Origin of the sequence: Xanthomonas sp. SHU 308, from assembly GCF_000364645.1 — a bacterium.
Lineage (GTDB): Bacteria > Pseudomonadota > Gammaproteobacteria > Xanthomonadales > Xanthomonadaceae > Xanthomonas_A > Xanthomonas_A sontii.
In genome coordinates this window covers 1-12,767 of the sequence record NZ_AQOK01000098.1, presented here as the reverse complement: position 1 = coordinate 12,767, position 12,767 = coordinate 1, and the positions used below count along the sequence as shown (strand labels likewise).

Annotated in this window: 10 protein-coding genes and 1 pseudogene; 3 read left to right on the top strand and 8 right to left on the bottom strand. The window is 71.0% G+C overall.

The window, feature by feature from the left end:
• Positions 1 to 2 precede the first annotated feature (2 nt).
• Entirely contained in the window at positions 3 to 1,013 is a 1,011-nt protein-coding gene (locus D588_RS0104530; protein ID WP_081613476.1) for a homoserine dehydrogenase, read from the top strand.
• A 157-nt stretch (positions 1,014 to 1,170) separates the two neighbouring features.
• On the opposite strand, the gene D588_RS0104525 is transcribed toward D588_RS0104530, so the two are convergent.
• From D588_RS0104525 to D588_RS0104510, 5 genes and pseudogenes are all read right to left on the bottom strand, one after another.
• Positions 1,171 to 2,490 (bottom strand): glycoside hydrolase family 18 protein, encoded by a 1,320-nt coding sequence (locus D588_RS0104525; protein WP_232764222.1) that lies wholly within the window; start codon positions 2,488 to 2,490, stop codon positions 1,171 to 1,173.
• A gap of 270 nt (positions 2,491 to 2,760) precedes the next feature.
• Positions 2,761 to 2,943, bottom strand: a pseudogene (locus D588_RS28370) (Ig-like domain-containing protein); the annotation flags it as partial.
• Between the two features lie 723 nt (positions 2,944 to 3,666).
• The gene (locus D588_RS0104520; protein WP_017915128.1) at positions 3,667 to 4,677 is read right to left on the bottom strand and encodes an alpha/beta hydrolase; all 1,011 of its coding nucleotides are present in this window, start codon (positions 4,675 to 4,677) and stop codon (positions 3,667 to 3,669) included.
• Positions 4,678 to 4,745: 68 nt separating this feature from the next.
• Positions 4,746 to 7,751, bottom strand: coding sequence for a ligand-binding sensor domain-containing diguanylate cyclase (locus D588_RS0104515; protein WP_232764221.1), 3,006 nt, complete (start codon positions 7,749 to 7,751; stop codon positions 4,746 to 4,748).
• Between the two features lie 195 nt (positions 7,752 to 7,946).
• On the bottom strand, positions 7,947 to 9,329 hold the full coding sequence (locus D588_RS0104510) for an L-serine ammonia-lyase (RefSeq protein ID WP_017913648.1): 1,383 nt from the start codon (positions 9,327 to 9,329) through the stop codon (positions 7,947 to 7,949).
• Positions 9,330 to 9,416: 87 nt separating this feature from the next.
• Here D588_RS0104510 and D588_RS0104505 point away from each other — a divergent pair, with 87 nt between their 5' ends.
• Entirely contained in the window at positions 9,417 to 9,656 is a 240-nt protein-coding gene (locus tag D588_RS0104505; RefSeq protein WP_017913647.1) for a glutaredoxin family protein, read from the top strand.
• 77 nt (positions 9,657 to 9,733) lie between these two features.
• On the opposite strand, the gene D588_RS0104500 is transcribed toward D588_RS0104505, so the two are convergent.
• From D588_RS0104500 to D588_RS0104490, 3 genes are read right to left on the bottom strand one after another with little or no spacing between them, the layout of a single operon-like run.
• Positions 9,734 to 10,303 carry a YceI family protein gene (locus D588_RS0104500; RefSeq protein ID WP_017915126.1) on the bottom strand — a complete coding sequence of 190 codons (570 nt, stop codon included), beginning with the start codon at positions 10,301 to 10,303 and terminating at the stop codon, positions 9,734 to 9,736.
• A 12-nt stretch (positions 10,304 to 10,315) separates the two neighbouring features.
• Positions 10,316 to 10,882 (bottom strand): cytochrome b, encoded by a 567-nt coding sequence (locus tag D588_RS0104495; protein ID WP_017915125.1) that lies wholly within the window; start codon positions 10,880 to 10,882, stop codon positions 10,316 to 10,318.
• Positions 10,879 to 11,547, bottom strand: coding sequence for a YceI family protein (locus tag D588_RS0104490; RefSeq protein ID WP_026143376.1), 669 nt, complete (start codon positions 11,545 to 11,547; stop codon positions 10,879 to 10,881). Before D588_RS0104490 ends, D588_RS0104495 begins: the two co-directional genes overlap by 4 nt.
• A gap of 231 nt (positions 11,548 to 11,778) precedes the next feature.
• Between D588_RS0104490 and D588_RS23995 the strand changes: the two genes are divergently transcribed.
• On the top strand, positions 11,779 to 12,767 hold a 989-nt coding region (locus D588_RS23995; protein ID WP_304412387.1), incomplete at its 3' end, for a two-component regulator propeller domain-containing protein.

Here is a 12,767-nt window from a genome sequence, read left to right as displayed (position 1 = left end):
GCCTGCTCGGCACCGGCACCGTCGGCCGCGCCTTCGTCGCGCGCTACCAGGCGCTGCAGCAGCGCCGGCCCGGCCTGCCGACCTTCGCCTGGCTGGCCAATTCGCGCACCGTTGCCGATTGCGCGGTGACGCCGGCGCAGGCGCTGGCCGCGGCCAATGCTGCCGCGCGCACGGCGCAGGCGGTGACGTTGCCGGAAGATCTGGGCCGTGGCGACATCGTGGTCGACGCCACCGCCAGCGAGGCGGTGGCGCAGCGCCATGCCGAGTGGCTGCGGCGCGGCGTGCACGTGGTCACCGCCAACAAGCTCGGCCAGGGCGCCGCGCTGGCGCGGGCCGAACAGATCCAGGCCGCCCGCCATGCCGCCAGCACCCACTACGGCGACAGCGCCACGGTCGGCGCCGGGCTGCCGTTGCTGAGCAGCCTGCGTGCGCTGGTCGCCGGTGGCGACCATATCCATGCGGTGGAAGGCGTGCTGTCCGGCTCTTTGGCCTGGCTGCTGCATCGCTACGACGGCCGCCGTGCCTTCTCCGCGTGCGTGCGCGAGGCCGCGGCCGCCGGCTACACCGAGCCCGATCCGCGCGAGGACCTGTCCGGCGAGGACGTGCGGCGCAAGCTGCTGATCCTGGCCCGCGCCGCCGGCCTGCCGTTGCGTGCCGAGCAGGTGCAGGTGGAGTCGCTGGTGCCGGCTGCGCTGGCCACGGTGCCGCTGGCGCAACTGGATGCCGCACTCGAACAACTGGACGCGCCGCTGGCGGCGCGCCTGGCGCAGGCGCAGGCCGCCGGTGCCTGCCTGCGCTTCGTCGGTCGCTTCGATGCACATGGCGCCTCGGTGGGCCTGCGCGCGCTGCCGCTGACGCATCCGCTGGCCAGCGGCGCCGGCACCGACAACCGCGTCGCCATCCACAGCGACCGCTACCTGCAGCAGCCGCTGCTGATCCAGGGGCCGGGTGCGGGCGCCGATGTCACCGCGGCGGCCTTGCTCGACGACGTGCTGCGGATCGCGGTGCGCTGAGCGAAGCGAACGACGCCCGCCATCACGTGCGGGCATCGCGGTTCGGACTGGGGCGATACCGACGGGCAGTCGGCGTGTAGGCAACGCGCCTACACGCCGATGCGTGCGGGTCACGCGGCACGGCCGTCGCGCGTTGCACGACGGCCGGCGCCGCAGCTCATTGCAGGCCCTGGCCCATGGTCTTCAGCAACTCGCCCTGGTAGTCGCCGCTGAATTCCCAGAAGAACGCGCCGCCCAGGCCCTGGGTCTTGACGTAGTTCATCTTCTCGGTGACCAGCGCCGGGTGGTCGTAGCTCCAGAAGGTGCTGCCGTCGTACTTCCAGTGCGCATGCGCCTGCGCGTCGACATAGCTGGTGCCGGCGCGGCCGCGCAGCACCTTGTAGTCCTCGATGCCCGCCTCGTAGGTACCCGGTGCGGCGCTGCCGCTCTGGTACAGGCCGTGGTTGACGTTGGGCACGTTGGTCCAGCCACGCCCGTAGAAGCCGATGCCGAGGTTGAGCTTGGCGGCGGGCACGCCACGATCGAGGAAGGCCTGGATGGCGTCGTTGCTGTTGTAGTAACGCTGGTCGCCGCTGGACGGATCGGCCGACGACTCGAACAGCGCGGAGTGGTGATTGGTCTGCGGATCCCAGGCGCCGTGGAAGTCGTAGGTCATCACGTTGAGGTAGTCCAGGTACGGCGCGTACAGGTTCGGGTCGGTGACGCGGATCTTGTCGATGCCGGCGCCGACCGCCACGGTCAGCAGCAGCCCCGGCCGCACCTGGTCGAGCTGGCGGCGGAACTCGGCCAGCAGCGCGGTGAAGTTCTGCCGGTCTTCCGCACTGCCGCAAGCGATGCCGCAGGCCACCGGATATTCCCAGTCGATATCGATGCCGTCGAACACGCCGGCCGCGGCCGCGCTGCCGCCGGCGCCGTCGGTGACCGGCAGGTTGCCGCGGATGTAGGCATCGATGCACGAGGCGACGAAGGCCTGGCGGTTCTCGGCGCGCGCGGCGCTGGAGAAGCCGCGCGACCAGGTCCAGCCGCCCAGCGAGATCAGCACCTTCAGCCCCGGATGCGCGGCCTTGAGCTTCTTCAACTGGTTCCAGTTGCCGCGCAGCGGTTGGTCCCAGGTATCGCCCACGCCGTCCACGCTCTGCGCGGCGGAGAACGCCTTGGTGTAGTCGGCGAAGGCATCGCCGCCGGCGCCGGTGCTGCTGTCCGACGGCTGGGTCACGCCGACTTCGCAGCGGTTGTTGCGGACGTTGCCGAAGGCGTAGTTGATGTGGGTCAGGTAGCCGGCGGCGCCGCTGGTCTGAATGTCGCGCACCTGGTAGTTGCGGCCGTAGATGCCCCACTGGGTGAAGTAGCCGATCACGCGCTTGCCGCCGCCGGCGCTGGCGGGCAGGGTACGCACGCTCAGCGTGGCGCTGCTGGCCGAGACGTTGCCGGCGTTGTCGCGGGCACGGACCGCGTAGGCGTACGCAGTGTCGGCGATCAGCGCCGAGTCGGTGTAGCCGGTGGTGCTGGAGGTGCCCACGCGATTGCCGTCGCGGAGGATGTCGTAGCCGGCCAGGCCGCTGCCGCCGGCGTTGTCGGAGGCGGCATTCCAGGTCAGGGTGATGGCGTTGCTGGCGCGCGTGGCCGCGGCCAGGCCGGTCGGCACGCTTGGGGCGGTGGTGTCGGTCGACGGTGCCGTGATGCTGATCGCGACCGCGGCCGAGGTGGTGCGGGCGCCGGCGTTGTCGGTGGCCACCGCGGTCAGGCTGTAGTCGCCGGCCGCCGCGCCGCTCCAGGACAGCGTGTACGGCGCGCCGCCGACGCTGCCGAGCGAGGTGCTGCCGCGGAAGAATTCGACCCGCGCCACGCTGCCGTCCGGATCGCTGGCCGACGCCTGCAAGGTGACGGTGGTGCCGACCACGAAGCGGGTGCCGGTCGTGGGTGCGGTCATGGCCACGCTCGGTGGCTGGTTGCTCGAACCGCCATCGCAGGTGCCCAGGTCCTGGTACCAGCCGCAACTGGTGCAGTACGTCGGCGCGGTGTTCCAGATCGGACTGTTGGCGCGGTACAGGTGGCCGGCGTAGGTCAGGGTGTCGCCGGCGGCGTAGATGGTGGCCGGGTTCCAGGTGGCGACGCCGCTGCACGCGGCGGCCCAGGTCTGGCCGGGCACGAGGCCGGCCAGGACGAGACAACAGAACAGCAACCACGATCCAGCGGATTTCGTGTTCATGGTGACGCCTCCGATGCGGTAGGTAGCGCGACTGAGGAGCGGCGGTGAGCCGCCATCTGGTTCCTTGAGTCCGATCACCCGGGGGCTTGGAGACGCGTGGCGCCGACGTCGTTTGACTCGCACGCGGACCGGGCACGCGCAGGGTCCGAATGAGAAGACAACGTTGTCAACCGACAAATCCGACGAATGCGAGACAGATCCAGGATTGCTGCGATGACAACGTTTTCATGATTGTTCGATGCTGCGGTGCAGTCCGGGTGTGTCGAGTGGACTGAAGCGTGCGTGGTGCAGGGCGTGAGGCACACCGCCGAGCGGATGCGTGCAGCGCGCGCTGCTTGTCGATGGTGCGGCGGTGGTGCCGCGACGACCCGAGAGATTCCGCGGCAAGACGCGTTCGCGCCGCCGTGCAGGGTCAGTGACCGGACCTGTCGCGGGTGTGCGCGCTCAGGGCGCCTCGCCCAGCGCCTCGAGCAAGGCCGTATTGAACCGTTGCGGCGCTTCCACTTGCGGCGAATGGCCGAGGTCGTCGAAGGCGACCAGGCGCGCGCCGGGAATCGCCGCAGCCGCGCGCTTGCCCAAGGCCGGGTAGTCGCCCAGGGTCGCCGCCAGCACCGGTGGCGCCAGGTCCTTGCCGATCGCGGTCCGGTCGCGCTGGCCGATGAACAGGGTGGTCGGCACGCGCAGTTGCGGGAAGCGCTGCACCACCGGCTGGTTGAACACCATGTCCGAGGTCAGCGCCTGGTTCCAGGCCACGCGGTCGCCGCCGGGGCCGGCGTACAGGCCGGCCTGCATGCTCACCCAGCGGTCGTACTCGGGCTTCCACTGTCCGCCGTAGTAGACGGTCTGCTGGTACTGCTTGATCGAGGCTGCATCGGTCTTGCGCTCCTTGGCGTACCAGTCGTCGACGCTGCGCCACGGCACGCCGGCGGCCTTCCAGTCCTCCAGCCCGATCGGGTTCACCAGCAGCAGCTGGCTCACGTCCTGCGGGTACTGCAGCGCGTAGTGCGCGGCGAGCATGCCGCCCATCGAATGGCCGACGATCGCAGCGCGGCGCACGCCCGCCTGTTGCAGCAATGCATGGGTATTGGCCGCCAGTTGCGCGAAGCTGAACTGGTAGGCCTGCGGCTTGCTCGACTTGCAGAAGCCGATCTGGTCCGGCGCCAGCACCCGATACCCCTGTGCCACCAGCGCGGCGATCGTGGATTCCCAGGTCGCCGCGCAGAAGTTCTTGCCGTGCAGCAGCACCACGGTGCGGCCGTTCGGCGTGCCGGTCGGGGCCACATCCATGTACGCCATCTGCAGCGGCTGGCGCTGCGAGTCGAAGCGGTACCAGTGCACCGGATAGGGATAGGCGAAGCCTTCCAGTTGCGCGCCGTAGCGCGGCGGCGCATCGGTGGCCGAGGCGGAGGCGAGCGGCGACAGGGCGAGGGCGGCGAGCAGCAGGCAGTGGCGCATGGGAGCAGGGCGACAGGCGTGATGGACCACGACCTTAGCCCGGCCTGCGCTTGCCAGGCGTCAACGCGTTACACGGGCGGCAGGCTGCCGCCGTTGTGCACCAGGGTCAGGCAGGCGTGGTGCTGCATCCGCGCGAGCGGTTCCTGCAGCGCGGCCAGCACCTGCTCGGCCTGCGCACCAAGCACCGGCCGGTACGCCGCCCAGCCGTTGCGGCCCTTGGCCTTGGCCTGGTACAGCGCACGGTCCGCCAGTACCAGCAGTTGTTCCCAGCCGAGCAGGTTGTCGGGGTCGTGCACGAACGGGAATTCCGCCAGCCCGATCGAGCAGGTGACCCGGCCCTGGCGGCCGTGGTCGAGCACGAAGGGGTGCGCGGCGACCGAGCGGCACAGCCGTTCCGCGGCCATGGTGAGGTTCTCGCGCGGCGCCGAACGCAGCACCAGCAGGAACTCCTCGCCGCCCCAGCGCACCACGTAGTCGCTTTCGCGGGTCAGCCGCACCAGCAACTGCGCCATCTGCTGCAGCACCGCGTCGCCGGTGTGGTGGCCGCCGCTGTCGTTGATCGACTTGAAATGGTCGATGTCGATCAGCGCGAACAGCATGCCCGAGGACAGCATGTCCTCGTCGTTGGCGGCCATGCGCCGGTACAGCGCGATGTCGCTGGGGATGTGCAGCGACAGGTAGCGGCGGTTGCGCAACTGGGTCAGCTCGTCGGTGAAGCTGGCCTCCTGCAGGCGCTGGTTGGCCGCCTGCAGCGCCTGGGTGCGTTCGCGCACCTGGCGTTCGAGGATGTCGCGCTGGCGCCGGTTGTGCAGCCGCGCCAGGGCCACCGCGCACAGCAGCAGGGCGAACGCGCCCAGCGTCAGCAGCAGCCTGTAGAACGGCGTCTCCTGGAAGCGCAGCGCGATCCGCAGCGGCAGCCGCGCCGGCGCGGCCGCCCACACGCCGGCGTTGTTGCTGCCGGTGACTTCGAAGACGTAGTCGCCGCCGGGCAGGTTGGTGTAGCTGACCGCGCGCTGGCGGATGTCGTCGAGGGTGCGCCAGCCGCGGTCGTAGCCGAGCAGGCGGTAGCGCAGCTCGACGTTCTGCGGCGCCTGGAACGAGGCGGCGGTGAACTCGAAGTCGAGGTCGCGCGCGCCTTCCGGCAGCGGTGCGGGCAGCGCCTGCGGCGTCAGCCACTGGCCCAGCGCACGCACCCGCTCCACCACCGGCTGCGGCGCCACCGGATTCTTGACGATGCCGGCGGTGTCGAGCGCGACCACGCCGTCGCGGCTGGGCAGCCACAGCGCGCCGTGCTCGATGAAGCCCTTGCCGTTGCCGGCGCCGTTGCAGCACATGCCCTGCACGCCGCCATGGCGCTGCGCGCGCTCGGTGAGCATCAGTTCGGCGTTCAGCGGCGCCTGTGGCGACGCCGCATGGCGCAGCAGGTCGGCCAGGCGCACGCGGTAGACCCCGCGCAGGCCGGCCACCCAGATCGCGCCGCGGCCGTCGTCGGCGATGAAGAACGCGGCGTTCACCGGCAGCCCATCCTGTTCCCCGAACGCGTACCAGTGCGCGCCGTCGAACAGCCACAACTGCTCGTTGAGGGTGCCGACCAGCCATTGCCCGCCGGGCAGCTCGTGGATCGCGGTGACGTCGGCGCTGGCCAGCGCCGAGCCCGGCGGCGCCAGCGCGACCAAGCGCTCGTCGCGCAGCGCGTACAGGCCCGACTGCGCGCCGATCAACAGGCGCCCGTCGCGGGTCTCGTGGATCAGCCGCACGCGCGGATCGCGCAGGCCCTCAGCCGTGCCGTAGCGGCGCAGCCGCGTGCCGTCGGCGCGGAACAGGCCGTCGGTGCTGGCGAACCACAGCCGCTGCGCGCGATCGCGGACGATCCCGCTGATCTGCAGGTCGCGCAGCGGCGCCAGCCAGTCCGGCTGGATGAGCCGGCCGTCGCGGTACAGGGCGGCGCCATGGCGGGTGCCGATCCACAGCTGGCCGGGTTCGGCCAGTAAGGTATAGGGCGCCTCGTTGTGCAACTGCGCCAGGCTCAGGCGCGGTTGGTAGCGGCCATCGCGCAGCTGCGACAGGCCGCTGTCGGTGCCGACCCACAGCGATCCGTCCGGATCGCGCGCCAGGGTCCACACCAGCGCGTCGTCCAGCCCTTCGTGCGTGCTGTAGCGCCGGGTCCAGCCGTTCCACAGCCGGGTTGCGCCGTTCCAACTGCTGCCCAGCCACAGGTTGCGCTCGCGGTCCTCGAAGATGGCGTTGACGCCGACATTCGGCTTGTTTTCCGGGTTGCGTTCGACGATGGCGCCATCGCGCACGCGCAGCAGCGCGCCGGGCTGTCCCACCCACAGGTTGCGGTCGCTGTCCTCGAACAGGGCCTGCACCGCGCGCCGGCTCGTCGCGGCGGTATCGGGCAGCCATTGCCAGCGCCCGTCGCGGCGCAACAGCAGGCCGTCGCGGGTGCCGGCCCAGAGCGTGCCTTGCGCCTCCAGCAGATGCTGCACCGGCGTCGCGCCGGCCTCCTGCGGCAGTGCCAGCGACTCCGGCGCGTCCTGGCCGGCGACGAAGCGCAGCACCGCGCCACGCGTGCCCACCCACAGCGCGTCGGCGCGCGGCAGCAGCGTGTAGGCGCCGCCGGCGATGCGGTGGCGCAGGTGCAGGCGATCGCCCTGCACCGCGTACACGCCATCCTGCGCCGCGACCAGCACGCTGCCGTGCGCGTCGGTCGCGATCGCCTCGATGTTGAGCAACGGCGCCTGCGGGTCCTGCGGCAGCACCGTGGTGAAGCGTCCATCGCGGTAGCGCGACAGGCCGCGGTAGGTGCCGATCCACAGCGTGCCGGCGGCGTCCACGTGCAGCGCCTTGATCAGGTTGCCGGGCAGATGCGCCGGCGCGCCCTCGTTGAACGAGGTCATGCGCACGCCGTCGAAGCGGGTCAGCCCGCCCATCGTGCCGATCCACAGATAGCCCTGACGGTCCTGGGCGAACGCTTGCACGCTCAGCTGCGGCAGGCCCTGGTCCAGCCCCCAGCCTTCGCGCTCGTAGTGATGGAACTGCTTGTCCGGCTGCAGTGCTCGCGCCTGCGGCACACATGCGCTCCACGCTGTCGAGAGCATGGCCAGCTGTAGCGCCAGCAGGCGCCAGGAGGCGTGTGGAAACCGCAAGCGCATGCCCATGCCGGATCGGCCGACGTCTCTGTCGTTAGCGGCATCGCCGCGCGGATCTTGATGCGCGCGGCAGCGAGGACGCTGGTGATCACCCGGGCCAGCGTCCATCGGGCTGGCTCAGCACTCGATGACGTTCACCGCCAGCCCGCCGCGGCTGGTTTCCTTGTACTTGTCCTGCATGTCGCGGCCGGTGTCGCGCATGGTGCGGATCACCTTGTCCAGCGACACCTTGTGCTTGCCGTCGCCGCGCATCGCCATGCGGCTGGCGTTGATCGCCTTGACCGCGCCCATCGCGTTGCGCTCGATGCACGGGATCTGCACCAGGCCGCCGATCGGGTCGCAGGTCAGGCCGAGGTTGTGCTCCATGCCGATCTCGGCCGCGTTCTCGATCTGCCCCGGCTTGCCGCCGAGCGCGGCGACCAGGCCGCCGGCGGCCATCGAGCAGGCCACGCCGACCTCGCCCTGGCAGCCGACCTCGGCGCCGGAAATGGAGGCGTTTTCCTTGTACAGGATGCCGATCGCCGCGGCGGTGAGCAGGAAGTCGAACACGCGCTGTTCGTCGGCGCCGGGGCAGAAGCGGTCGAAGTAGTGCAGCACCGCCGGGATGATCCCGGCCGCGCCGTTGGTGGGCGCGGTGACCACGCGACCGCCGGCGGCGTTCTCTTCGTTGACCGCCAGCGCGTACAGGTTGACCCAGTCCAGCGTGGTCAGCGGATCGCGCATCGCCGCTTCCGGCTTGGACGACAGCTCGCGGTACAGCGCCGGCGCGCGCCGCGACACGTGCAGGCCGCCGGGCAGGGTGCCTTCCTCGCGGATGCCGCGGGTCACGCAGGCCTGCATCGCGCCCCAGATCTCGCGCAGGCCGGCGCGGATCTCGTCCTCGCTGCGCCAGCACTTCTCGTTCTCGAACATCAGCGCGGCGATGCTCAGGCCGCTGCGCGCGGCCTGCGCCAGCAGCTCGTCGCCGCTCTTGAACGGGTAGGGCAGCGGCGTCTCGTCGGCGACGATGCGGTCGTCGGCGGCGTCGTCCTGGTTGACCACGAACCCGCCGCCGACCGAGTAGTAGTCGCGCGTGGCGATGACTTCGTCGTTGGCGGCGTAGGCGGTGAAGCGCATGCCGTTGGTGTGGTACGGCAGCTTCTGTCGCTTGTTCATCGCCAGGTCGCGCTTCTCGTCGAAGGCGATCTCGTGCCGGCCGAGCAGGTTGATGCGTTTGCTGCTGCGAATGCGCTCCAGCGCACCGGGGATGATGTCCGGATCGATCAGGTTCGGGCGCTGGCCTTCCAGGCCCAGCAGCACCGCCTTGTCGGTGCCATGGCCGCGCCCGGTCAGGGCCAGCGAGCCGAACACTTCGGCACGCAGGCGCACCACGTCCTGCAGGCGGCCCTGGTCGAACAGCCAGCGGTGCACGAAGCGCTCGGCGGCGCGCATCGGCCCCACCGTGTGCGAGGAACTCGGCCCGATGCCGATCTTGAACAGGTCGAAGGTACTGACAGCCATGCGCGTGCCGAGGGGGTGGGCGAAAGACCGTCTATTCTATGCTTCCGGCGCGCGGCCCAGGTCCGCAGCGCAGCATAGGACGCGAGCATGTCCCTGACCCTGTACCAGCGCGACGACTGCCATCTGTGCGACCAGGCCCTGCAGGTGCTGGCGCAGGCGCGCGTGGCCGAGCCGGACAGCGTGTTCATCGACGACGACGCGACGCTGGAGGCGCGCTACGGGGTGCGCGTGCCGGTGCTGCGCGCTGCGGACGGGCGCGAGCTGGACTGGCCGTTCGATGTTGCCGGCGTGCGCGCCTGGCTGGCGGCGTCGGCCGAATGCGCGTGAGCCGCGCTTAAAAAAAGCGGCGGACCCGACGAGGAAATCCGCCGCTCAGCGGCCGCGCGCCCGCGGCCTGTGGCGAATCACTTCGCCTTGAACACTACCTTGGTGCTGATCGCGGTTTCGTTGGGAATGGTCTTGGTGTCTGCCCAGTCGCCGCCGCCCACGCCGAAGTCCAGGCGCTTGACGGTGGCCTTGCCGGCCAGCACCGGCTGCGCGCCCGGGGTCCAGGTGAAGGTCAGGGTCACCGGCTTGGACACGCCGCGCAGTTCCAGGGTGCCGTCGGCGGCGAACTGGTTGTTGCCCAGCGCGCGGAACTTGTCGGCGCGGTAGTGCGCGGTGGCGAACTTGGCCACGTCGAAGAAGTCCGCGCCCTGCAGGGTGGAGTCGCGGTCGTTGTTGCCGCTCTTGGCGCCGGCCAGGGGGATGGTGACGTCGAGCTTGGCGCCGGCCAGGTTGGCCGGGTCGAAGCTGAGCTTGGTGTCGAAGCCGGGGAACTGGCCGGTGAACACTTCGCCGTCGTACTTGCTGGCGAACACCAGGGTGGAACCGGGGGCCTGCACATAGTCGGCGGCGCGCACCGCGGGGGCAGCGGCGAGCAGGGCCACCAGGCTGGCGGCGACGGCGGCGGGGGACGCGAAACGGGTCGACATCGAAACAGCTCCTCAGGACTTGGGGGTGAGCCAGCCGCGCGGCAACATCCGCGCCAGGGTGGCATCGCGTTGGAACAGGTGGTGGTAGAAGGCGGCGCCGGCATGCGCCAGGACCACCGCGATCAGCAGCCAGAAGCCCCATTCGTGCACCGTGTGCGAGAGGTCGCGCAGGTGCTCGTTCGGGGCGCTGAGCTTGGGCACCGCGACCAGGCCGAACCAGCGGAACGGACGCAGGCCGCTGGCGGAGTCGTACAGCCAGCCGGACAGCGGGATGGCGAAGATCATCACGTACAGCAGTGCGTGGGTGGCGTCGGCGATGCGTTCCTGCCAGCCGGGGGTGCCCGGCACCGGCTTGGGCGCGCCGGCGTACAGGCGCCAGCCGAGCCGCACGATCACCAGCGCCAGCACGGTCAGGCCCAGCGACTTGTGCGCGGTGTAGACCCAGAAATACTTGGGCGTCTTCGGCAGTTCGCCCATGGTCAGGCCGACCACGCCGAGCAGCAGGATCAGGGCGGCGATCAGCCAGTGCAGGGTCTGGCTGACGCTGCCCCAGCGGTTGGGGGTGTTGCGGGCGCTCATGGCGTGCCGTCCTGCGCCGCCGGCGCGGTGGAGGTGTCGGTGGGAGCGGCAGGCGGGGTGCCTGGCGCCGGATCCGGTTCGGCCTTGACGCCGCCCTCGCGGGTGGCCTCGGCCTCGATGCGCAGTTCCACGGTGCCGCCGATCACCGACGGCCAGGAACTGATGCCGAAGTCGGCGCGCTGCAGCGTGGTGGTGGCGGAGAAGCCGGCGGTGCGACGGAACGGCGGCAGCGGATGACGCTTCACTGCGTTCAGGGTCACGTCCAGGGTCACCTCGCGGGTGACGCCGTGCAGCGTCAGCTGCCCGATCACCTTGGCGTGCTGCGCGTCGATCGGCTCGACGCGGGTGGAGACGAACTGCGCTTCCGGGTAGTGCTCGCCGTCGAGCAGGTTGTGCGCCAGCGCGGCGCGGTTCCACTTCTCGTCGCCCAGGTCCAGCCGCTGCAACGGCACCCGCGCCTGCAGCCGTGCGCTGCGCCAGTCGTCCGGGTCGAACACCAGGGTGCCGGTGCTGCCGGACACGGTGCCCAGCGCCTTGGAGAATCCGGCGTGCTCGATCGCGAACAGCACCCGGGTATGCACCGGGTCCAGCGCGTACTGCGCCGGCGCGGCCAGGGCGGCGCCCGGCAAGGCCAGCAGGAGGGCCACGAGAGAGGGTCTGAACATGGAGCGGGGCCGCGCTGGGAGGTCGCCGGATTCTAGTCACAGTCCGGGCCGGCTGCGTACCTGCGGCGCGTAACGGTTCGTTGCGCGTGGTGGCAGGTGTGATTTTTCCGCGGCCGCGGGGTATAAGAACGCTGCCGCGGCGAGCGGCATACGGAGCGGGCGCGCCGCGCGTCCGGCCCCGGCAGTGCGCCGGTGTTCATCCGCCGACGTCCTTTGCCGGAGCCGATGTCCATGCCCATCCCGCATCCCCCACGCCGGTGGCGCTGCTGGGGGCTGGCCTGCCTGTTGGCGCTGGCCGCCGTGTGCGCCGATGCCAGTGCCGCGGTGCCGGAACTGCCGCGCTTCCGGGTGTTCTCCGGCGAGCAGGGGCTGCCGTCCAGCGATATCTCCGGGTTGCAGCTGGACCGCGACGGCTATCTGTGGATCGCCAGCGGCGACGGCCTGGCCCGCTACGACGGGCGCGAGTTCCGGGTCTGGCGCCACGATCCGGCCGATCCCGCCTCGTTGCGCTGCAACTACGTGCAGGACCTGCACATCGACGCGCGCGACCGCATCTGGGTGGCCTGCGAGGGCGGCGGCCTGAGCATGCTCGGCGCGGACCGGCGCGGCTTCCGCCACTTCAACATGGCCACGCAACCGGCGATGCGCAGCGACGACGTGTTCGCCATCGCCAGCCGCGGCGACGCGGTGTACTTCGGCACCTACCGCGGCGGCCTGTACCGGCTGGGCGGCGACGGCCGCGTGCAGCGCATCCGCGCCGGCGATCCGGCGGTGGACGCGCTGCTCGACAGCGCCGTGCTGACCCTGGCCTTCGACGATGCCGGAGTGCTGTGGGTGGGCACCTTCAAGGGCCTGGTGCGCTACGACGGCCGCCACGCCAGCGCCTACCGCATCGACGACGGCATGCCGCAGGAGGAGCAGGTGATCATGTCGATCACCCGGCTCAGCGATGGCCTGTGGTTCAGCGGCAACACCGGCCTGTTCCGGCGCGACCGTGCCGGGCGCTGGTTGCGTGCGGACTGGATCGGTGCGCTGCATCGCGCAGCCAACGCGATCGCCGAGGACGGCGCCGGCGGCTACTGGCTCGGCAACGGCGAAGGCCTGTGGCACAAGCCGGCCGACGGGCCGGCGCGGCGGGTCGACACCGGCGGCGCGGCGGTGTCCGGCGCCAGCGTGGTGGAGACCGTGCTGCGCGACCGCGAGGGCGGCCTGTGGGTGCC

Coding starts and splice junctions, on each gene's coding strand:
- D588_RS0104520 (WP_017915128.1), bottom strand. CDS start 4,677: ATGCGCCACTGCCTGCTGCTCGCCGCCCTCGCCCTGTCGCCGCTCGCC.
- D588_RS0104510 (WP_017913648.1), bottom strand. CDS start 9,329: ATGGCTGTCAGTACCTTCGACCTGTTCAAGATCGGCATCGGGCCGAGT.
- D588_RS0104505 (WP_017913647.1), top strand. CDS start 9,417: ATGTCCCTGACCCTGTACCAGCGCGACGACTGCCATCTGTGCGACCAG.
- D588_RS0104500 (WP_017915126.1), bottom strand. CDS start 10,303: ATGTCGACCCGTTTCGCGTCCCCCGCCGCCGTCGCCGCCAGCCTGGTG.
- D588_RS0104495 (WP_017915125.1), bottom strand. CDS start 10,882: ATGAGCGCCCGCAACACCCCCAACCGCTGGGGCAGCGTCAGCCAGACC.
- D588_RS0104490 (WP_026143376.1), bottom strand. CDS start 11,547: ATGTTCAGACCCTCTCTCGTGGCCCTCCTGCTGGCCTTGCCGGGCGCC.